The sequence below is a fragment of the Ferruginibacter sp. HRS2-29 genome, from assembly GCF_024343615.1.
GTDB lineage: Bacteria > Bacteroidota > Bacteroidia > Chitinophagales > Chitinophagaceae > Ferruginibacter.
Map to the genome: position 1 here is coordinate 65,474 of NZ_RJUB01000143.1, position 21,591 is coordinate 87,064.

General features: G+C 43.8%; 16 protein-coding genes. 8 read left to right on the forward strand and 8 right to left on the reverse strand.

Annotation, left to right across the window (positions count from 1 at the left end; translation table 11 throughout):
- Positions 1 to 27: 27 nt before the first annotated feature.
- Both EGI32_RS16565 and EGI32_RS16570 read left to right on the forward strand, forming a co-directional pair.
- Entirely contained in the window at positions 28 to 1,164 is a 1,137-nt protein-coding gene (locus EGI32_RS16565) for a SusE domain-containing protein (protein ID WP_255156469.1), read from the forward strand.
- Between the two features lie 703 nt (positions 1,165 to 1,867).
- Complete coding sequence (locus EGI32_RS16570; RefSeq protein ID WP_255156470.1) at positions 1,868 to 4,309, forward strand: TIM-barrel domain-containing protein; 2,442 nt, start codon at positions 1,868 to 1,870, stop codon at positions 4,307 to 4,309.
- A 170-nt stretch (positions 4,310 to 4,479) separates the two neighbouring features.
- Here EGI32_RS16570 and EGI32_RS16575 read toward each other — a convergent pair whose 3' ends face one another.
- Both EGI32_RS16575 and pafA read right to left on the reverse strand, forming a co-directional pair.
- On the reverse strand, positions 4,480 to 5,562 hold the full coding sequence (locus tag EGI32_RS16575; RefSeq protein ID WP_255156471.1) for a Fic family protein: 1,083 nt from the start codon (positions 5,560 to 5,562) through the stop codon (positions 4,480 to 4,482).
- Between the two features lie 285 nt (positions 5,563 to 5,847).
- Positions 5,848 to 7,482, reverse strand: a complete 1,635-nt coding sequence (gene pafA, locus EGI32_RS16580; RefSeq protein ID WP_255156472.1) for an alkaline phosphatase PafA — start codon at positions 7,480 to 7,482, stop codon at positions 5,848 to 5,850.
- Between the two features lie 283 nt (positions 7,483 to 7,765).
- Between pafA and EGI32_RS16585 the strand changes: the two genes are divergently transcribed.
- The 5 genes from EGI32_RS16585 (at position 7,766) to EGI32_RS16605 (ending at position 13,920) form a co-directional block, all read left to right on the forward strand.
- On the forward strand, positions 7,766 to 9,013 hold the full coding sequence (locus tag EGI32_RS16585; protein WP_255156473.1) for an aminotransferase class I/II-fold pyridoxal phosphate-dependent enzyme: 1,248 nt from the start codon (positions 7,766 to 7,768) through the stop codon (positions 9,011 to 9,013).
- Between the two features lie 144 nt (positions 9,014 to 9,157).
- Positions 9,158 to 9,520 (forward strand): DUF6370 family protein, encoded by a 363-nt coding sequence (locus EGI32_RS16590; RefSeq protein WP_255156474.1) that lies wholly within the window; start codon positions 9,158 to 9,160, stop codon positions 9,518 to 9,520.
- The gene (locus EGI32_RS16595) at positions 9,520 to 10,440 is read left to right on the forward strand and encodes an alpha/beta fold hydrolase (RefSeq protein WP_255156475.1); all 921 of its coding nucleotides are present in this window, start codon (positions 9,520 to 9,522) and stop codon (positions 10,438 to 10,440) included. Before EGI32_RS16590 ends, EGI32_RS16595 begins: the two co-directional genes overlap by 1 nt.
- A 273-nt stretch (positions 10,441 to 10,713) precedes the next feature.
- Positions 10,714 to 11,199, forward strand: a complete 486-nt coding sequence (locus EGI32_RS16600) for a VOC family protein (protein ID WP_255156476.1) — start codon at positions 10,714 to 10,716, stop codon at positions 11,197 to 11,199.
- Positions 11,200 to 11,391: 192 nt separating this feature from the next.
- Complete coding sequence (locus EGI32_RS16605) at positions 11,392 to 13,920, forward strand: lamin tail domain-containing protein (protein WP_255156477.1); 2,529 nt, start codon at positions 11,392 to 11,394, stop codon at positions 13,918 to 13,920.
- Positions 13,921 to 14,010: 90 nt separating this feature from the next.
- Here EGI32_RS16605 and EGI32_RS16610 read toward each other — a convergent pair whose 3' ends face one another.
- Positions 14,011 to 15,354, reverse strand: a complete 1,344-nt coding sequence (locus tag EGI32_RS16610; RefSeq protein ID WP_255156478.1) for an APC family permease — start codon at positions 15,352 to 15,354, stop codon at positions 14,011 to 14,013.
- A gap of 344 nt (positions 15,355 to 15,698) precedes the next feature.
- Between EGI32_RS16610 and EGI32_RS16615 the strand changes: the two genes are divergently transcribed.
- Entirely contained in the window at positions 15,699 to 15,923 is a 225-nt protein-coding gene (locus EGI32_RS16615) for a CDGSH iron-sulfur domain-containing protein (protein ID WP_255156479.1), read from the forward strand.
- Between the two features lie 174 nt (positions 15,924 to 16,097).
- Here the strand turns inward: EGI32_RS16615 and EGI32_RS16620 are convergent, their stop codons facing one another.
- The 5 genes from EGI32_RS16620 to EGI32_RS16640 all read right to left on the reverse strand — a co-directional run bounded on the left by EGI32_RS16620 (position 16,098) and on the right by EGI32_RS16640 (position 21,588).
- Positions 16,098 to 16,427: a hypothetical protein gene (locus tag EGI32_RS16620; RefSeq protein WP_255156480.1), complete on the reverse strand. Its 330-nt coding sequence runs from the start codon at positions 16,425 to 16,427 to the stop codon at positions 16,098 to 16,100.
- A 22-nt stretch (positions 16,428 to 16,449) separates the two neighbouring features.
- Positions 16,450 to 17,355, reverse strand: coding sequence for a class I SAM-dependent DNA methyltransferase (locus tag EGI32_RS16625; protein WP_255156481.1), 906 nt, complete (start codon positions 17,353 to 17,355; stop codon positions 16,450 to 16,452).
- Positions 17,315 to 17,944 carry an N-6 DNA methylase gene (locus EGI32_RS16630; protein WP_255156482.1) on the reverse strand — a complete coding sequence of 210 codons (630 nt, stop codon included), beginning with the start codon at positions 17,942 to 17,944 and terminating at the stop codon, positions 17,315 to 17,317. Before EGI32_RS16630 ends, EGI32_RS16625 begins: the two co-directional genes overlap by 41 nt.
- A 70-nt stretch (positions 17,945 to 18,014) precedes the next feature.
- Positions 18,015 to 19,712 carry a DUF262 domain-containing protein gene (locus tag EGI32_RS16635; RefSeq protein WP_255156483.1) on the reverse strand — a complete coding sequence of 566 codons (1,698 nt, stop codon included), beginning with the start codon at positions 19,710 to 19,712 and terminating at the stop codon, positions 18,015 to 18,017.
- 61 nt (positions 19,713 to 19,773) lie between these two features.
- Positions 19,774 to 21,588 carry a restriction endonuclease subunit S gene (locus EGI32_RS16640; RefSeq protein ID WP_255156484.1) on the reverse strand — a complete coding sequence of 605 codons (1,815 nt, stop codon included), beginning with the start codon at positions 21,586 to 21,588 and terminating at the stop codon, positions 19,774 to 19,776.
- Positions 21,589 to 21,591 lie beyond the last annotated feature (3 nt).

Consider the following 21,591-nt stretch of genomic DNA (forward strand, 5'->3'; position numbering starts at 1 on the left):
CCAATAATAATCAACGAAAAATTTCATATGAAATATTATTTAAAAACCCTTGTAGCGATGCTTTGCTTCGCTGCAATTTTTTCAGCTTGTGATAAAGTTGATAACCTGCCCGTATACGGTGATGGAACCGAACCAATTTTAACAGTGTCAAACACTGTTGTAGCCCCTGTACCCGCAGATTCATTAAATGCCGTAGTGTCCTTTTCGTGGACCAATCCAGGTTACGCTACTGATTCTGCTACCGTCAAATATGTATTGCAACTTGACACCAGTGCATCTTTCAGCCATCCGATATTGAAGACCGTTTCGGGAAGTTTAGCTACTTCTCTTAAAGGTAAGGAACTGAATACCATACTGCTTAATTACGGCTTCCTGATCAACACACCACATGATATCTATTCCAGGTTGATAGCATCTTATGCCAACAACAATCAACAATTATACTCCAATACCATTAAGATAAATGCTTCCGCCTACAAGGTTCCGCCAAAAGTAGCGTTGCCTTCCAGCAACAAATTATTCATGGTGGGTGATGCCACCCAGACCGGCTGGGGCAATCCTGCTTCCAACCCTACACAGGAACTGTTGCGCATCGATGAAACTACCTGGGGTGGTATCATGAACATCGTTGGTGGTAAAGAATATCTCTTATTACCAATAAGCGGCAACTGGGATCATAAATATTCTGTCCCGATCGACAACGCACCGGTAAGCGGCGGCGATTTCGGGTACGATCTTGCCAAAAATTTCAAAGGCCCTGCTACTGATGGCTGGTATAAAATGATCTACGATTTCCAGTATGGAAAATATTCTGTAACCAGCACCGGCACACCGTTTACAGGTACTGCACCTACAGACCTTTTCATCGTAGGCGATGCTACACCGGGCGGCTGGAACAACCCCGTACCTGCTGCACAGCAATTCACGAAAGTGAGCCCCACTTTATTTGAGCTCACCATAACATTGAATGGTGGTAAACAATACCTGTTGTTGCCGGTAAATGGCAGCTGGGATCATAAGTTCGGCGGCGTTGATAAAGCGTTCAGCGGCATCCTTTATGATGGTGATGTACCAGGCTCCAACACTCCGGCTCCCGATGTAACAGGCAGCTACAAGATAGTAGTGAACTTCGCGAATCATTCTTACTCGGTTACGAAATTGTAATAAAAAAATTCTTAGTAAACAAAAAGCCCCGGGTAATTCCGGGGCTTTTTGTTTGTTGCCCTTTGAAATCTCTATATTTATCCGATGTTATTTTAGTAATGAAGTTCTTAATACTCTACGGCCGTAGGGTTTCCACAGTACTGTGGGGATTTGCACCACCGCTTCACCCGGCGGTTTTACTTTGATATGGCTTCGCCATCAATGTAAATTGCACCTGCGGTACAACCCCACCGGCTGAGGCGGCTCTGCAAACATTGATACTTTGTGCAAATGCAACTTTTGGGAAAGTATTCTGTTGACCAAAAATTCTATTTATTACAAGTTTATAAATGCATTTACAGCTTAAAGTAATTCTATGAAGATGTTGTAAACTTCCAACATCTTCCCTCCGTAAAGAGTATCAATGTTTGCAGAGCGGCCTTATTCGCAGGGGTTTTGCCGAAGGCAAAATTTGATTTTGATCGCGAAGCGGTATCAAAATCAAAACCGGCGAATACAGCCGTGGCGCAAACGCTCGGCCCAACGGCCGTGGAGTGTTTAAGACTTCATACTAATAATATTTACAAACAAGGAATAGCCTTCCTCACTTTATACTTTTTTTGCGTAGCAAAAAAGAACAAAACTAATCATCCTTTTATTTGCTCACCCCCACAAAAAACAGGAACTTCATCCCTCATAAAATGCATCTTCTAAATCTAACATGATGATCAGATCAACCTTGAAAAAATACCGTTTTTCTTTACTCTTTATTTCTCTTACAAGTCTTTGCACTAGTACGCTTGCGCAAAATCCTGTTCGTGAGATCGGCAACATAAAATCGGTGAAAGTAACAGGACAGGAAATTGGAATTACTACCGATAACGGCTATGCGAATATCATCCTCTACAGCCCTTCCATCATCCGTGTAAGAATAGATAAAAAACAGTTGCAGAATGACCAGTCGTATGCAGTGATAGCCACCCCGGAAAAAATAAAAAATGCTGTAACCAACAATGCAACAGAGATCATCATACAAACCGATTCGCTGAAAGCAGTGGTACAAAAGAAACCTTTCTCCATCGCCTTTTTTACCAACGATGGACGTGTGATCAATGAAGACGAAAAAGGCCTTACCACATCATGGGTGGGCAACGAAGCCACCACATACAAACACATGCAGGAGGCAGAACGCTTCATCGGGCTTGGTGAAAAGACAGGCAACCTCGACCGCAAAGGCAATGGATATACCAACTGGAATACGGATGTATACGGATACCGCACGGATGCGGACCCCATCTACAGCACGATCCCCTTTTACATCGGTATTCATCACGGGCTGAATTACGGTATTTTTTTAGACAATACTTTTCAATCCGATTTCAACTTCGGAGCCAGCAACGACCGCTTTTCTTCCTTTGGTGCCAGGGATGGCGAAATGAATTATTATTTCATCTATCACAGCACGGTGAGGGATATCATCCGTTCCTATACCCAACTCACCGGCCGCATGAAACTGCCGCCACTGTGGAGTTTGGGCTATCAGCAAAATCGTTACAGTTATTATCCCGATACCGAAGTATTGCGCATTGCGCAAACATTGCGGGAGAAAAAAATTCCCGCCGATGGCATCACGCTCGACATTCATTACATGGATAAATACCAGCTATTCACCTGGGATAAAGAACGTTTTCCCAACCCATTGCAGATGACCACAAAACTGAAGGACATGGGTTTTAAAACAACGGTGATCGTTGATCCGGGGATCAAGATAGTGCCCGGCGCACCCGCATTTGAAAGGGGATTGAAAGCTGATGCCTACATCAGATATGTAGATGGGAAATATTACAGCGGACAGGTATGGCCGGGCTGGTGTTACTTCACCGATTTCACCAGTGCCAAAGGAAGGGATTTCTGGAAAAAGGAAGTGAAATTTTTCCCGGACAATGGCGTTACCGGCATCTGGAACGATATGAACGAAATTGCTACCTGGGGACAAAAAATGCCGAACAATGTACTTTTCGACTTTGAAGGTAAAAAAGGATCGCACCTGCAGGCGCATAATGTGTATGGCGCATTGATGGCACGCACCAGCTACGAAGGCATCAGGGCGGCGATGCCCGACGAGCGCCCATTCATCCTTACCCGGTCGGGATATGCAGGCATGCAACGGTACACCGCCATCTGGACGGGCGACAACCGCTCCGAAGACGATCACATGCTGCTCGGTGTACGTTTGCTGAACAGTCTTGGGTTGAGTGGCGTACCGTTTACCGGCATGGACATCGGCGGCTTCACCGGAAACCCTACTGCCGGCCTTTACGCAAGATGGATACAGGCGGGCGCCTTTTTCCCTTATTTCAGAAATCATACAACGTACAACAGTAAAGCCTCCGAACCCTGGAGTTATGGCGAAGAAGTAACGGAAATAGCAAAAAATTATATCGGACTGCGGTATAAATTATTGCCTTACCTCTACTCTACTTTTTATGAAGCTACGCAAAACGGTATGCCGGTAGTACGCTCGCTCGCCATCGACAATACGTTCGACAACGTGGTATATGAGCCTGCTTTTCAAAACCAGTTTCTTTTTGGACAGTCAATATTGGTAGCACCAGTGGAAAGCACCAAAGAAATGACGAAAGTATATTTACCCACAGGCACCTGGTATGATCTGTATACCGATAAAAAACAAACAGGCGGCGATGAAAAACTCACCGAATTGAAATTAAAGCAACTGCCGGTTTATGTGAAAGAAAGCGCCATCATCCCGATGCAAAACCTCATTCAGACGACAGCCGAAACCCCGGGTGATACGCTGAAGATCCATATCTACAATGGTTCCATGCAAAACAGTTTTGTTTATTATGAAGACGACGGAAAATCCTTTGCGTACGAACAGGACAATTTTTATAAAAGGACGATACATTTCGATCCGCTTACAAAAGCCATTTCCTTCGACAAAGCATCGGGCAAACTCGCATCCAAATTCAAACAACTCCTGATCATATTGCACGGCTTCACGGGAGCAGAAAATTTCAGCAGCAATGGCACATCACTGGTTTCTACAGCAACAAAAACATTCATGATAGAGGATGAAAAGAAATTTGCTCCTACCTCGGAACTAAAGATTTCCAATAATGCGGATGCATTTAGCATAAAATATTAAAGCAAAAAATAATCGCAGATTAAAAAGGATGAAAGGATTCCGCAGATTATTTTTACTTCGTAAAAATAGAAATGCAGTTTATAAGATAGTCACAACATCTTACAAACTGCATTTTCGTTTTGCGCCAGCAAAACAATCCGCGTAATCCTTTCATCCTTTTTAATCTGCGATTATTTTTTCAGCTTTTTCGATATAATCAATGATAGATATTCTTCCAACCCTTCCTTCACCGTATTTATCACCAGGTTTCTAAACGCAGCAGGAGTTTTATCCACCTGCGCCGTTTCAAGATCCTTATAATAATTACTCCGGCTGGAAAGATCACCCTTCAGGTTCGCAATAAAATATCCATTTCGCATAAGAATCAGGTTCATCAGCAACCTGCTGGTTCTGCCATTGCCATCGATGAACGGATGGATACCTGCCAGCATCCAATGAATATCGGCTGCGAGCAAAACAGGATGCAGGGTATTTTTATGGGCATTGTAATAGCGTAAAAGCTTTTGCATTTCGGGGGCTACTTCATAATGCGCCACTGGAATATGCCTGCTGCCGGTGATACGCACATCAGACCGGCGGTATTGCCCCGCGTTTTCTTTATCGATTGTTTTCAATACCAGGTAATGCAGTTCTTTGATCAGCCGTTCGGTAATATCCGTTTTTGAACGTGCCACATCCTGGATATACTCCAATGCCTCTGAATGGTTGATAACTTCGAGATGTTCCCGCATAGATTTGCCGGCAATGGTAATGCCTTTATTTACCACCAGCGCCGTTTCCTGCAGCGACAGTGTATTGCCTTCTATCCGGTTGCTTTCGTATGTATAATTGATATTAAAATGTTCATGAAGTTTTTTTAACTGGGTTTCATTTAAAGGATGATTTTTTTTGATCGCCTTTTTTAATGCATCCAATTCCTGGAGGAGTTTTTTAATATCTTTTCCAAGAACAACTTTTGCACTTTTAATATACACGGTCATCTTTTCTTCCACAAACGACAATACATCGCCTGCTTCAGGATATGCCTTGAGTTGTTCAAAGATCTTTTCGGCAAGCCAGTATTTTTTAAGCTCGGAAATCCCCATGCCTAAGATCATGGCCATTTGCTCAAGATTTTTTTCCGCAGGCAGGCGTTCGCCCTTTTCATAACGGCTCCACAGGGTGCTGTCAATCTGCATCTGGTGAGCAATATCTTTTATCAGGAGATTTTTTTTCAGGCGGCGGTCTTTGATGATCTCATGCAGCGTTTCCATAATGACTAAAATTTACCTGACAAATTTAGTCATTAATTTAGATACTACCTACAAAAGAAAAAGAAAAATCGCTGATTAAAAAGGGATGAAAGGATTCCGCAGATTGTTTTGCATTGCAAAACTAAAATGCAGTTTATAAGATGTCAACTTCTCTTATAAACTGCATTTTAATTTTTACGAAGTAAAAATAATCTGTGCAATCCCCTTCATCCCTTTTTAATCTGCGATCCCCTTTCGCTCCGGTCTCGCCGCCATTCTTAATTCTTAATTCTTAATTCTTAATTCTCAATTGACCTCCTCCAGTACCTTCCCTACGCTCGCGTTTGGCATTTGTATCTGCAGTTTCGCGGCCACTGTTGGCGCAATATCCGTCATGTAAGTAGTGCGGTTAGATTTGCCATGCCTGATCCCCCAGCCATAAAACAGCAACGGTATATGCGAATCGTACGGGTTCCACAAACCATGCGTAGTGCCTTTATTGTAGCCATCAAAATACCCGGGGCGAACGAGGAATTGTATATCGCCGCTGCGGCTTGGATTGTACCCGTTGATCACCATAGTCTTGATAGGTTCAGGTAATGCAGTACTGTTAGCATCCGTCGTTTCAAAAACGGTTGTGATAAATGGCTTCGATCTTAATCTTTTCAGGACGAACTTTTTCACCGCTTTTACATCGATGCCTTTGGCTTCCATGCTATCGGTATTGAGGTCCAGCTGGTAATTCTGCAGGTTCATGATGGAGTTGGCAAACCCGAAACTATCGCTGATGGCTTTATTCAGCTCTGTGCGGAAACCTTCATCCGAAAAAGTTCCGGCAGGTATATTGTGTTCTTTCAGAAAACCGGGAACATGCGCTGCACCGTGATCGGCGGTAAGGAACACCAGGTAATTTCCTTTGCCCACTTTATTATCGAGGTAGGTAAGGAAATCGGCAATGTCCTTATCAAGTCTCAGGTATGTATCTTCGGCTTCAATGGAATTTGGCCCGAAAGTATGCCCCATGTAATCGGTAGAAGAAATGCTCAGCGCCAGGAAATCCGTTACGCTGCCGGCGCCCAGTTTTTCATTTACGATCGCTTCTTTGGCAAACTCAAAAGAAAGCGTTGCTCCCGATGGGGTATATTTAATAGCGAGATATTTTTGCGTGGTGATGGCAGATAATTTATGCGGGAATGTATTTGTCTTTTCCCCGGGGATACTGCCTTCATATTCTTTATCATCCGCAGTGCTCAAGGTATAGGTATTGATCGGGTACAACGTATTCCAATCCGTTTTCATCAGTTCTGCTCCCCTATCCCTGGCATTGAAGTCGCTTACCCATTTCGGCAATTCTTTCATATAAAAAGTACTGCTGATCCATTTACCGGTTTTTTCTTCGTACCAGTAAGCCGCATTGGCCGACTGTCCGGCCGGTAATATCGCTCCCCTGTCTTTCAAAGAAATGCCGATCACTTTGCTTTGAAAATTATTGCTCAGTCGCAATTCGTCCGTCACTGTGGTTGCCCAGCAGTTTCGCGGGCTCATTTTACCTGCCCAGTCGCTTACCCCAACGCCATCCACTGTGCTATCTTCGGTACAATACATGTTCTTTTTGATGCTTTTTTCAAACCAGTTATTGCCCACAATACCATGAGTGGCCGGTACGCCCCCGGTGTAAATGGTAGTGTGCCCAACGGCCGTATATGTGGGCACGTAAGGGATAAACGTGTTTTCAAAGCTGAACCCCTGTCCCAACATCCTCTTGAAACCACCCGTGCCATAGCGGGCCTGGAAGCGGTACAGGTAATCCCAGCGCATCTGGTCGATCACGAGCCCTACTACCAGTTTTGGCTTTGCGGGAGCTGAAGATGGGGCATTTTTTTGAGCAAAAGCTACCGACCCTGTAAGCAGCAAGACGAAAAACAAAAATCTTTTATACATGTAGCGTTATTTTTTACAAAGATAAAAGAAATCATGCCTTTGGCCGATGGGTACAGGTTAAGCCAGTGTTACCGATTATTTTGCCGGGAAGACGGGAAGATGCAAAGCATTTACTCAACATCTTCCCGTCTTCCCGGCACAATTTTTCTCGCTACCATCCTTATAAGCAGTCTTTTGCCCGTAAAACCTTATTTTTGCAGCCTGTAAAAAAGCATGAAACCGGTTGTGGCTACGAGGTAGCACCGTTCCGGTAAATAAATTTTCTATTAAATACTTAAGAAAAATGGATGTATTTGAAAAACTAGTGAAGGACGGTGGCCCTATCGGCCAGCATATGGACAGGGCTCATGGATATTTTGCATTCCCCAAGCTGGAAGGCGAACTGGGCCCAAGGATGAAATTCCGGGGGAAAGATATGATCGTATGGAGCCTGAATAACTATCTCGGGCTGGTAAATCATCCGCAGGTAAGGGCTATCGATACCAAAGCCGCGGAAATGTATGGAATGGGCAACCCGATGGGCGCCCGTATGATGAGTGGGAATACCGAAAAACATGATGAGCTGGAACGTGTGCTCAGCAAATACACCAACCGCGAAGATGCCATGTTGCTCAATTTCGGCTACCAGGGTATCATGAGCTGCATCGATGCCTTGGTAAACCGCAGGGATGTGATCGTGTACGATGCCGAAAGCCATGCCTGTATCGTAGATGGTATACGCCTTCACATGGGGCAGACATACGCCTTCAAACACAATGATATTGCCGATTGCGAAAAACAATTGGTGCGTGCACAAAAGATCGCTGAAAAAAATGGCGGCGGTATCCTCGTGATCACCGAAGGGGTTTTTGGAATGGATGGTGAACAGGGTATCCTTAAAGAAATCGTGGAACTGAAGAAAAAATTCGAGATCCGTATATTGATCGACGATGCCCATGGGTTTGGCTACATGGGCCCAACCGGTGCCGGTGCCGATGAAGCACAGGGTGTACAGGATGGGATCGATCTTTACTTCAGCACATTCGTAAAAAGCATGGGCAGCATCGGCGCGTTCATAGCCGGGCCTAAAAATGTATTGAAATACCTGCGTTACAATGTACGCAGCCAGATATTCGCCAAGAGCCTGCCCCTGCTCATTGTAGAAGGTATGCTAACCCGTATGCAGATGGTATTATCGATGCCGGAGCTCAGGGAAAAACTCTGGCACAATGTAAACCGCCTGCAGAGCGGGTTGAAAGAACGCGGTTTTGATATCGGCCATACCAACTCGCCGGTAACACCTATCTACATGAAAGGCGATGTGCCTGAAGCTACGCAGATGGTGATGGACCTGAGGGAAAATTATCATATTTTCTGCAGCATCGTAGTGTATCCTGTTATCCCGAAAGGTGATATCATTTACAGGCTCATCCCTACAGCAGCGCACAGCGATGAAGATATCGACCTCACCCTGAAAGCATTTGAAGAAACGAAAAAGAAACTGGATGCGGGGCTATATAAAGCAGATGATATTCCGGATATGGCGGGGTAATGGATAATTTTATAATGGATAATGGATAATGCCTTCTATTCGTAACAACTTTCTTTTTTGAAAGTTAGTGAAGATGGAAGGCATTATCCATTATCCATTATCCATTCTTCATTATACACTACCTTTAATCTATAAAAAACAACTATGCGTTCATTTACTTTAGCCTTATTCATTTCCCTATGCGGATTTGCCGCAACCGCCCAGACTGCTGCAACACCAGCAGCAACTGCAACACATAAAATCACCAAACCCAAAGTGGTAGAAGCCGGCTGCGGCAGTTGCATCTTTCACATGAAAGATAAAGGCTGCAACCTTGCGGTAAAGATCGACGACAAGACCTATTTCGTGGATGGCGCTTCGCTCGATGATCTCGGCGATGCACACGCCGATGACGGTATGTGCAATGTGGCGAGGAAAGCGGAAGTAACAGGATCGGTGGTAAACGACCGGTTTGTTTCCACCAGCTTCAGGCTGCTTCCCGCGGAAAAGAAAAACCATAAGGACTGATGCCAAAAAGATCTTTTTCCCTCCTTACTGGCGGTGATCATCCAACGCCGATGCAGGCGTGGCTGCCCGATACGGAGCCGGCCTGCATCCTGCACATCGTACATGGCATGGCGGAATATGCCGCACGGTATGAGCCCATCGCGGCGATGCTGGTGGCTGAAGGGATCGGGGTGTACGCACACGACAACCGGGCCCATGGCCCTTCCATACCAGCCGAAGATCTTGGTATTGGAGAAGAAGATTGGTTTTACAAACAGGTAGAAGATATCCGCCACATCGTTCAATACCTACGTACACAGCATCCCGGCAAAAAAATAATTTTGCTGGGGCATAGCATGGGTTCTTTTTTGAGCCAGCGCTTTTTTCAACTATATGGTAAAGAAATAGACGGCCTGGTATTATCCGCTTCTAATGGTAACGCAGACCCGCTCATGGGGATCGGTATCGGCGTGGCTTATCTCCAATACAAACTGATGGGCAAAAGATACCGCAGCACCCTCATCGATACACTTTCATTCGGACAGTTCAACCGGGCATTCAGGCCCAACCGTACTACCAACGACTGGCTCAGTCGCGATGAAAAGGAAGTAGATAAATATGTGGCCGATCCTCTTTGCGGATTTGTATGCAGCGCAGGTTTCTTTTATTATTTTTTTAAAGGCATCAGGGATGCCTTTAAAAAAGAAAATATTCGTCAGATACCAACGGATATACCGGTGTACTGTTTCGGCGGCGATCAGGATCCCGTTGGGTTGAAAGGCAAAGGTTTTCTGGCGTTGATCAGCAAATGGAAAGCTGCCGGAGTAAAAGACATTACCTACGATCTTTATCCCGGCGGCAGGCATGAGATGTTGAACGAGCTCAACAGGGAGGAGGTTGTGCGTAATTTAGTTTCGTTTCTTTTCGCAAACCGCCCTTAAAGTTTCCAACCGCCGTCAGGGTCTGTGACCGCTGACGGCGGTTGGTGGCGGCTGACGGGGCATCGTCCTCGAAAAAGACGCCTGGAGGTTTTGAAAACCTCCAGGGTCTGCATTGGCTTCCGCCTTCGCAAGCAGGAAGACGCCCGGAGGTTTTGAAAACCTGCGGGGTCTTCAGGGCTTCGGCCTTCGCAAGCAGGAAGACGCCCGGAGGTTTTGAAAACCTCCGGGGTCTGGGTCTGCATTCGTAATTCGTAATTAATAATTCGTAATTGTATGGAATATAAAGTTCCTCCCCAAACCACCATCGGCCACGTACATTTAAAAGTCTCCGATCTCCAACGCAGCATGGACTTCTATTGCGGCCTGCTGGGTTTTGAAGTAACTACGATGTATGGCCAACAGGCGGCGTTCATTTCCGCAGGAGGTTACCATCATCACATCGGGCTCAACACCTGGTATAGCAAAGATGCAGGCCCGGCGCCGGTTCACAGTGCCGGTTTGTTTCACACCGCCATCCTTTACCCTACCCGCAAAGACCTGGCAACCATCTACAAAAGATTGCTGGATGCAAAATATCCCTTTACAGGATTTGCCGATCACGGTGTATCGGAAGCCTTGTACCTCAACGATCCCGATGGCAACGGCGTAGAACTTTACCGCGACCGCCCGAAGGAAGAATGGAAATATAATGAAGATGGCAGCATCGTGATGTATACCGAAGCGCTGGATACAGAAGGGTTGCTGGGTGAACTGGAATAAGCGAATATTTCGCATCCTTTCACCCCGCTGATGATCACTGCATTGGTCCCTAACATTTCCTCAATGTTATTTTCCTGCTCATAACCGGGGAAAAACACCGGTTTTTTACGGTGCTTTCACCAACAAACATTAGTTTTGGCGGCTTATCACAACAGGTAAAACGCCATGCTATCCAGTAAAAAATTGTTTCTTTTGTTCGCCATATGGATGATGACCTCCTCCACACAGGCACAGGTCATCATCTCCCAGTACTACGAAGGCGGCGGCACCAACAAATGGATCGAGCTCACCAACCTGGGCAACACGGCCGTTAATACCGCCAGTCCGCAATTGAAACTTGGGCTTTGGGCGCAGACGGGCAGCACAGGCAATATCAATATTACCGGCCTGCCTTCGCAAACCGTAGACCTGAATTTTACTATTCCAGCGCATGGTTCCGTACTGGTTGGCAACCCGGCCAATGGTACCGAAGTACCTTACCTCAATTCTTCCAGCGCCCTGCAAAACTCCAGCCTGGTGATAAATTTCAATGGCAACGATGGCATCGCCCTGTTGGACAACAATAGCAACATCATCGACCAGTTTGGACAGGGCATCAATGCCGCGGATAAAAGTTATTACCGCAACCTTTCCGTAACATCACCCTCCGCCTCGTTTGTATTGCAGGAATGGACGAACGTAACGCTCGCCACCGTACAGGCTGCCAGTATCCCCGATGTGGCAAGGCTCAATTATCACCTTCAAAACAATTGCACCGCACCCGCTACAGGGGCATCCAGTATGGTGTATTATACCATAAAGCCCAATTCGATCGGCGGAGCCTTTACCGCAGGCATCGCCGATGAATACCTGGTATTGATAAGCACTTCCCCTACCCTGAGCGCTTTGCCGCAAAACAACATAGTATACCAGGCAGGCAACATCATCGGCAATGCCACTGTTATCAACCGTTCTTCAACCAATGTTTTTTACGCATCGGGGCTTACCCCTTCTACCTCTTATTACTTTTTTGTATTTGCCCTAAACAGCAATTGCACCGGCGGGCCCGTATATGCGGCTGATTACCTTTCCGCCACCAGGGCTACCAGTGCCGTACCGGCACCACAACCCTACAGCATTTATTTTGGCAACCTGCATGCGCACAGTTCATTTTCCGACGGCAATGCAGACGACCCCTTAAAAACACCCGCGGATGATTATGCATTTGCCCGGGAATCGATGTGTATGGATTTTCTCGGCATCAGCGAGCACAACCACACAGGGGCAGGCATGAAGCTGGCCAACTGGCAACCTGGTAAAGACCAGGCAATCGCTTCTACCAGCGCCAATTTTGTAGCCCTGTACGGCATGGAATGGGGCGTGATAGACGACGGCGGACATGCCGTGGTATATGGCATGGATTCGTTGCTTGGGTGGGAAGACGGGCAATACCAGGTGCTGGTACCCAAAGGAAACTTCAGCGGCGCGGGCGGACTTTTTGAAAAAGTAAACCAAAAAGGCGGCAACGCGTTCACCTACCTGGCCCACCCCGTGATCACCGACTATAATAATATTTTTTCCAACACTTATTCTTTGGATGCCGACAACGCGATCGTTGGCACCGCCCTGGAATCGGGGCCGGCTTTTTCTACCAGCATCTCCTACAACAATGCCGGGGTGCCTATGGGGTTCCTCGACTTTTATAAGATACTGTTATCAAAAGGATACCATGTGGGGCCATTGATCGATCACGACAACCACAACCTCACCTTTGGCCGTACGGCACGCACCAGGCTGGCCGTCATTGCCCCCGACCTTACCGAACAGTCTTTGTTATCCGCCGTAAAACAAATGCGTTTTTATGCCACGGAAGATTGCAGCGCAAAAGTCCGCTTCACAGTAGCGGGCGAACAAATGGGCGCTATCATGATCCGCCCAGGCACACCGCAGCTGAACGTACAATACGAAACGTCTTCCCCTGTTTCCTCCGTGAAAGTGATGTATGGCGAACCCGGCAGCGGCAGCTTTCCTGTGCAGCTCACCACGCTTGCCCCTGGCGTTAGCACCTACACGGATGCCACGCTCCCGAACTTCGGACAGCGGTACTACTATTTCGACATTACCGAAACAGATGGCACCAGGATCATCACTTCGCCCATCTGGTACACCCGCATAGATGGTGCGCTGGCATCGTATGGCTTCAATGCATTCACTGCGGTAAACCGGCCCGGCGATGTATTGCTTAAATGGGGATTCACCACCGAAGAGAACAATACTGCCTTCAGGATAGAGCGTTCTATCGATGGCGGGCGCAGCTTTGAATTGATCGGTACGCAACCCGGCAGGGGGTTCAGCATTTCCGGCAATGAATATACATTTATGGATGCCGCACCTTTTACGGGTACCGCTTATTACAGGATAGCTTCCGTTGCACCAGGCGGGGCCATGCAATACTCGCCACAGCGATTGATCAAAAGAGGCGGGGCAATGCAAAATATAGTTTCCGTATATCCCAATCCGGTAAACGATATCGCTAACATTCAGGTGAATGCCATAGCCAATGGAAGTGCTTCGGTGATATTATTCGATATGGGTGGAAGAAAATTATCCACCATGAATTTTACGGTAAAAAAAGGGGAACAGGTACTTTCATTGCCCGTGTTTGCCCTGGTAAAAGGCCAGTACGCGATCAGGCTGGTGCTGAATGGGGAACAATTCACCCGGCTGATGAATAAGCAATAAAAAGATCACCCGCTCAAAAATATCCCCGATACCCTGTCAGTTTGAAGGTATCAGGTTCGGTAATGTGTGTGTGAAGGCGCAAAGTATACATCAGTTTTTAAAAGGCCACTCATTCTTTCGACGCGCCTGTATAAGATACACCACCAGCCCGCTTACCAGCACTGCCGCAAAACTCAGCATAACCTTGCTTCCGGTGGCATAAAACACAAAGAGCCACATCGCTATCGCCAGTATTACCGGCAACGGATACAGCGGCATTTTGTAAGGCAGATTGTTGGTGCCGTTTCGCTGCCGCAACAATACCACCCCCACGGCCTGCCCGATGAACTGCACCATGATGCGCATGGCGAGTATACCGCTGATGATATCGCCCATGCGGAATAACAGGCTGAAGACAAAAGCGAAGGCCGCCAGCACCAGCAGCGATACGTAAGGAAAATTCTTGGTGGGGTGCAGCTTCGCGAATATCTTAAAGAATGCCCCATCTGCCGCGGCGGCATAAGGCACACGGCTGTAGCCCAGCATCACCGCAAACAGTGATGCCAGCGCCACCCAGAGCACCATCACGGTGGCTACAATGGCGGCTGTATGGCCGTACAACCGTTCGATGAAAATACTGATCACAAAAGGTTCAATCTTTTTATCCTGCCATTGTTTTACTTCCTGCCAGGGTATCACGCTGCTTACGCTCAGGTTCATCGACAGGTACAGGACCGCGATGCCGATCACCGAAATAAACATACTCCGCGGAATATTCTTTCCCGGGTCTTTGATCTCGCCGCCGAGGTGGCAAACATTATAATAACCGAGATAACTGTAGATGGTTTTTACGCAGGCTTGTCCGAAGGCAAAGGAAGCTATGTTGCCCCAGCTCACCGGCGTGTTGATCATTTCTTTTACGGGATCCAGAAAATGCCCATGGCTGATGCCGCCAAAAATGATCCAGCCCAAAGTGGCTACCACACCCATCCACAGCAGCACGCCTACTTTGCCGATGCTTTCAATTTTGCGGTACAGCAATATGGTGATCAAAATGATGACGGCCCCCGAAATCATTTTCTGCTCCCATACTTCCAGCGGCACCAGGTATACAAAATAGGTTACAAACCCGATGGCTGCCGAAGCCGCCACCAGTGGGGCCTGTATGATGGTTTGCCATACGTAGAGGAAACTCATCATCTTCCCCGCGCCATTTTTACCATATGCTTCTTTGAGAAAATTATAACTGCCACCGGCCAGCGGATAGGCCGCTCCCAGTTCGCTCCATATCATGGCATCTACCAGCGACAGTATGGCCCCTGCTATCCATGCCCAGAGGTACATGCCACCCATCAAGCCCATCACGATCGGCAGGGTAACAAACGGGCCGATGCCCACCATGTCGATCATGTTTAATACCGTAGATTGAAAAAGGCCGAGGCGGCGTTGAAGCATATAGTATCAGTTATGCTACAATTTACGAAGGGAGAATTACGAATGAATAATTACGAATTACGAATTGCGAAATAAGTGGTGGAGAGTTATAAGTTATAAGTGATAAGTGATAAGTTATGGGGCGCTTTTCGCTTTTAACTTTGGCTTCCACCTCCCGGCCATTGCGAGGAGTTGCGAGGTACGAAGCAAACCAATCTCTTCGCTTCTATCTCCTGCTCATTGGGTGTACCCGCTGAAAATATCCGCCGTTGCAAAAACTCATAACTTATTACTCATAACTTATAACCCATAACTCCTAACTTAGCACTTATAACTTAGTACTTAAAACTTACAACTTACCCCCCATGCCCGTAAAATTAACCGTCAACGATAATGGCTCCCTCAAAGTAGAAGGCGATTTTGAAATAGTAGATAAACTTGGCAACCCCTACCACCTGGGCGGAAGAGAGATCGTATCGCTCTGTCGCTGCGGCTTGAGCAAGAACAAACCTTTTTGCGATGGCAGCCACAAGGGGCATTTTGAGCATGATGCGGTGGCGTTTGCATTGCCGCCGAAGAAACAGCTATGATCTATGATCGATGATCTAAGATCTATGATCGATAATGCACGCCCCGCTGAACGCCGTTCGGATGGGTATGATCTGTGAGCCACGATCGAGGATGAAGGATCTCAATGCCACGGGTGGTGGACACTGCCGCGATAATCATCGCTGCCTTGCGAGATTTTAGACTGGATATCTGAATTAAATTTGCCTCATACTGTAATAGCAATTCAAAATCCCATCTCTGATAAATCCGCGACCATCAAATTCTACATCGATATTAACTCCAGACCTTCGAACATTTGTCCAACTAAGCGTATAAATATCACCGACTCTGTTTACAGTCAAGAGTGACGTATGTGGAATATCCGATTCGGTCCATGTAGTTTCGAAAGTTCCTACAAAATCTTCAAAATTAGTAAGTGCCAAAATACCTTCTGGATTAACTGTAGCTTGGTAATTGTTGAAATATTCACCGCTATAGAAACCGTTGATAAATTTTATCAAAAAATTTCCGAATACTTCAGGCATTTTCTTAGTTTTTAATGATTAATTATTTTTTGAGTTGTTCAATTATACTCCTAAAATTCTCCAACCCAGCCTCAATATTTTCCACTATCTCCAATGCCAGCACATCCGGATCAGGCAAATTATCCAAATCCGCCAGCGACTTATCTTTCAACCATGTTATATCCAGCGATGTTTTATCCCTGGCAATGATCTCTTCATAAGTAAACTTCCTCCAGCGCCCTTCGGGATTAGTTTCGCTGTAGGTTTCCTTTCGCTTATTGCGGTTCTTGGGATTATAACATTTTACAAAATCCAAAAGATCTTCCGTTTTTAGCGGATTTTTCTTCAATGTGTGATGCACATTTGTTCTATAATCGTATACCCATACCTCTTTCGTCCAAGGATCCTTACTGCTTGGCTTTCCATCCCAGAACAATACATTGGCTTTTACCCCATTGGCATAAAAAATTCCTGTTGGCAGCCGTAATATGGTATGCAAGTTGGTTGTTTCCAGTAGTTTCTTCCTTACGGTTTCCCCTGCACCGCCTTCAAACAATACATTATCGGGTAGTACTACTGCCGCCATGCCCGTTGTTTTCAGCATCGATTTTATATGCTGCACAAAGTTCAGTTGCTTATTGCTGGTGGTTACCCAAAAGTCTTGCCTGTTATAAGTTAGATCTTCCTTCTCCTGCTCTCCCTCGTCATTGGTAAATGTCATGCTGCTCTTTTTACCAAAAGGAGGATTAGCAAGCACGTAATCGTATCGAACTTCCGAAGCGGCTATCAAAGAATCATTTGGAGAGACCATTACATTAGTGCTATCAATATCACCAATATTATGCAGGAACAAATTCATCAGCGCAAGCCTTCTAGTACCTGCTACTATTTCATTGCCAAAGAAAGTTTCATATTTTAAAAATTTCTTTGCCGCTTTTATCCAGATCATTGTTTTCCGTCATCCAATCGTACGCCGCCAAAAAGAAACCTCCGGTACCACATGCCGGGTCGGCAATTGTTTTCATCGGTTCTGGCCGCAGGCAATCCACCATTGTTTTAATCAGTGCTCTTGGCGTAAAGTACTGTCCTGCACCGCTCTTGGTATCTTCTGCATTTTTTTCCAGTAACCCTTCATAAATATCTCCTTTGTCTTTTACCCCCATCAACACCCATTGCTCTGCGTTGATCAATGCAATCAATTTGTACAACTTTGCAGGGTCAGTAATTTTATTCTGACTTTTGGTAAATATTTGCCCAAGAATACCTTTTTCTTTTGCTAACTCCCTTAGCAGATTATTATAATGCACTTCCAGAGCATCGCCACTTTTATTGACGAGCGTTTCCCAATTGTAATTTGTAGGGATAGGCATTTTTCTATTGTGCGGCGGGTTACTATATTCATCTGCCATTTTTAAAAATAGCAAATAAGTAAGTTGTTCTAAATAATCACCATACCCTACCCCATCATCTCGAAGTGTTTGACAAAATGCCCAGACTTTTGAAACAATAGATGAAGTCTTTTGTGAAGTATTACTCATGTAATTAATTATAAAATATTCATTAACAAGGCCGCATTTTTATACCTATTAATTACGACTGCTTTTTTACCTAATCCTCTTCGTTACCGATTTCAATTTCAACTTCTTGCTCTGCTTCCAATGTTTCTGGAATATCATCGTAATGTTCATTTCCAGTCTTTTGTTCAATTATTCGCTTTAATAATTCTTTGCTGACCATCTTAGCTCTTGACTGATAGAATTTCTCATAATCATTATCCCAAATCCCAAACTTATCGAAATCACCAATTAAATGCGTTTTCATGGTCTTTATAATTTCAGGATTCCCTTTTTCAAACCTTTTCATGTAGCTGGCCGGGGCCGCTGCCCTGATTTGGTTTTTATTGAGATAATCATCAACAATTGTAATATTCAAAATGTGATTGTATTCCCAAACGTTCATACTTGGATAATTTTTTTTCATCCATGCTTTTGGAAAATAATGATGGTAATTCTTACTTGTGGAAATTTTAAGCCAGCTATTATCAATATTGACGTCAAGATTATTATCAAAGGATTTAGGCTTTTGCATTGCATATAAGCAAAGAATGGCTTTTATATAACTCCTGCCGGTACCAAACCAACCAGTTGAAACCTCCATTATACTTTCGGGGCTAACATCAATACTCCATTCATATTTTGGCAAATTCCCTTTTACAATTTTTTCAATTTTTGAAACATCCTGTGCAAGTTTACTTTCGACACCGGATGAATATCTATTACCTAAAGAAACCCTCCAAAAAAAATCATCAAGCATTTGTTTCATTTCACCTGTAGGCTTTGCTTTATGTAGATGAAAGAAATAACTGAACGGAACCAATAAGGCATTGTAAGGCAGAAGTCTAGATACTGGTACCCCTGATGCTCTAAAAAAATCCACACTCCTTTTTATACAATCAACGGCTTCGTCCCAATTTTGAACAAATTTTGTTTTGGGAAGTTTTAAAATTTCTTTTCTTGTACAATCTTTAGAAATAATCATCGCCAACACCTGTAATATAGTCGATGAGGGAATTTCATTGTATTTAACCTTTGATAATTCTTTAATAAGTTGTAGATATTTTTCAGCCAAATCAAACTTTGCTACTGCATCATAAGTTTTTGCAACCATAATCTCAAAAAGAGAAAGTGCTTTCCCTCCGACATTAAGTCTTGTAAAAACTTCGGTAGCTACGTCAATAGAAGCCTCTTTTAAATTGATAATATTAAAATTATATCCCTTAATAATGTTTTGATAACGGAGAATCACATCTTGATAGTTTTTTGGAAATCCTGCTAGAAAAGTAAAATCTCCTTCCATTAAATCATTAAGTTTAATAGTACTATTTGCCGGTCTTCCAGAATTATCGACAATAACTATCTCGTCTTCACCTTTCGCATCCAAGTCAATATATATTTTAGAAAAATCTTCGAATTTATTATCATCACGCTCTACAAGAGATCCATTTATTGCGGCAAAAAAAGATGTAATTCTTTGTTGACCATCAAGCACATAATTTACAAATTCTCCTGTTTCCTGAACAGGTAAGACTATATTACCAATATTACGCACTGCCCTAAGTTCCTCATTAGTACGCCAAAAAATAAAAGTCCCAATCGGATATCCCTTAATAATACTATCAATTAGCTTTGCGGAACTTTTGATATCCCAGACAAATTGCCGCTGAAATTGTGGTATTTTAACCTGCCCTGTTCTTACTTCGTTAATTAATACTGAATAGTTTTTAGGTACATTCTCTAACGTTGCCATAATTTTTTATTATTTGTAACTTTTCTATTTTTTTAAATTTTTCATACAACGACCAGAACAGTCAAATTCTTTTCCCAAATCCTGTAGGTATCAACTTTAGTTTTTTCATCCATTTAAATGCGTTTACAATTTCTTCTTCTTGAAATTCTTCTATTTTTTTTGGAGACCAATTAAAGAAATCCTCAACTAATAAATTAATTTTTACTGACTTATTACTTAATAATCGGTTATTCCATACAGCATATAAAGTAGCAATTAGTTCAGATTCATGAGTCGACTTATCCTTTAATTGTTCGATAATAAAAACAATTTTAGGACTCTTACTTCTAAAATATTTTGAGTAATCTTTAATGAGACTACCTACATTTTCACCAGGAATAAACCTTGTGATACTCGCCTTTTGTTCTTCCTCAAACCAATTTTTATCTTTCATCTCTTTGCGAAAACCAACAGTGAAATTTCTATCATATGGTCCGGCTGTTTCCTGTATAAAATTGGTTTCATACTCAACCTCACAAAAATTCTCCACCAAATAAAATAGCTTTTGAAATTTAGTTAAGCCAAAATATTTTTCTTTGTGCAACAAATGAATGAGTTTCCCTGCAAGCACTTTACGTTCGAATGGAATTATTTTAGCTTTGGGCTTTATAGCAACTACAGTTTCAGTTGGTAATAACTTCCCTTCAAACGCCTTCTTCAAAATACTCTGCCTTAACGCCTCTGCCTGCTGCATACTTTGAATTATGTTTTCCTCCATTTTGTCAGCTACACTGAGGCGGCTTTCGATTTCTTGAACGATTTTGTTTTGTTCTTCAATTGTTGGTAATGGAAATACAAAACTTTTAATTGAAGCAATTCCAATATTTGCTTGAGTGGTTTCCACAACATATTTTCTTATTTCATCTGTAATCTTTGGTGACAAAGAATATAGGTATAAGTATTTTGATAATACTAGCTTGCTATTAGGTTTTACTACTGCACAAGAATATGAGACCAAAAACTCTTTATCGAAATCTATCAAAATATTTTTACCTATTGTTCCGTAGCGAGGGAAAATAATATCCCCTCTTTCCGGTCTAATTTTTCTTGAAAGATTTAAGTAATCCTCTTTCGAAATGTATTTAGCTTTGTCAAAAGATATTTTCAAATCGTGTGTGAAATCTTTTGTAGATACATAAGGATACCCCGAGGAAAGTTGCTTAGGCATTTTATGATCAATATCACCAATTTTATTACACACATCATTCATTGTTAGCCACTCCCAGCCTTCCGGTAACACGCCTTCCGTAACCTCCACATTCGTCAATCTCCCTTCAAACGCCCATTTTAAAACGGACTGCCTGTAAACTTTTAATTGCTCTTGCGCAAGACGCAAATTTTCTACTCCTTTATCTAACTCACTAAAGAGTTCTTCTATTTTGGAAACAATGGCTTGTTGGTTATCGATAGGAGGAATTAATAAATCATAATTCCAGAGTATATTAGGGTCGACATGAGGAATACCTACACCTTTTGCCTTCGTATTGATATCAAGAAATTTAGACTGCAAGAAGTAATATGCATAATTGTTATAAATATCTGGAAAATTCAATTTGACTAATGTACTACCTAATGCTCCGGCAATTGCTTTCCCAACATATCCAGAACGAGAGCCATCCCAAACCATCAAAAAATCTCCGTCCTCACATAAAGTACAGCCTATGCCATCGGTATACTCATCAATAATATTTTTCTCAAAAGCTTTAATGTTTACATAGGGAATTGAAAATTCTTTAGTTTTTATGGAGGAAATGCGCTTGGGCTTTTTTCCTTTGACAGAAACGACATATTCGCCAACTTTTACACGTTTCCAACCTTTAGGTATTTGAAAATTCATAAT

Excerpts from the sequence above, each read along its gene's own strand:
- EGI32_RS16640 (WP_255156484.1), bottom strand. The coding sequence starts at position 21,588 with ATGAATTTTCAAATACCTAAAGGTTGGAAACGTGTAAAAGTTGGCGAA.
- EGI32_RS16570 (WP_255156470.1), top strand. The coding sequence starts at position 1,868 with ATGATCAGATCAACCTTGAAAAAATACCGTTTTTCTTTACTCTTTATT.
- EGI32_RS16600 (WP_255156476.1), top strand. The coding sequence starts at position 10,714 with ATGGAATATAAAGTTCCTCCCCAAACCACCATCGGCCACGTACATTTA.
- EGI32_RS16630 (WP_255156482.1), bottom strand. The coding sequence starts at position 17,944 with ATGAGTAATACTTCACAAAAGACTTCATCTATTGTTTCAAAAGTCTGG.
- pafA (WP_255156472.1), bottom strand. The coding sequence starts at position 7,482 with ATGTATAAAAGATTTTTGTTTTTCGTCTTGCTGCTTACAGGGTCGGTA.
- EGI32_RS16635 (WP_255156483.1), bottom strand. The coding sequence starts at position 19,712 with ATGGCAACGTTAGAGAATGTACCTAAAAACTATTCAGTATTAATTAAC.
- EGI32_RS16595 (WP_255156475.1), top strand. The coding sequence starts at position 9,520 with ATGCCAAAAAGATCTTTTTCCCTCCTTACTGGCGGTGATCATCCAACG.
- EGI32_RS16590 (WP_255156474.1), top strand. The coding sequence starts at position 9,158 with ATGCGTTCATTTACTTTAGCCTTATTCATTTCCCTATGCGGATTTGCC.
- EGI32_RS16575 (WP_255156471.1), bottom strand. The coding sequence starts at position 5,562 with ATGGAAACGCTGCATGAGATCATCAAAGACCGCCGCCTGAAAAAAAAT.
- EGI32_RS16620 (WP_255156480.1), bottom strand. The coding sequence starts at position 16,427 with ATGCCTGAAGTATTCGGAAATTTTTTGATAAAATTTATCAACGGTTTC.
- EGI32_RS16610 (WP_255156478.1), bottom strand. The coding sequence starts at position 15,354 with ATGCTTCAACGCCGCCTCGGCCTTTTTCAATCTACGGTATTAAACATG.
- EGI32_RS16615 (WP_255156479.1), top strand. The coding sequence starts at position 15,699 with ATGCCCGTAAAATTAACCGTCAACGATAATGGCTCCCTCAAAGTAGAA.
- EGI32_RS16565 (WP_255156469.1), top strand. The coding sequence starts at position 28 with ATGAAATATTATTTAAAAACCCTTGTAGCGATGCTTTGCTTCGCTGCA.
- EGI32_RS16585 (WP_255156473.1), top strand. The coding sequence starts at position 7,766 with ATGGATGTATTTGAAAAACTAGTGAAGGACGGTGGCCCTATCGGCCAG.
- EGI32_RS16625 (WP_255156481.1), bottom strand. The coding sequence starts at position 17,355 with ATGATCTGGATAAAAGCGGCAAAGAAATTTTTAAAATATGAAACTTTC.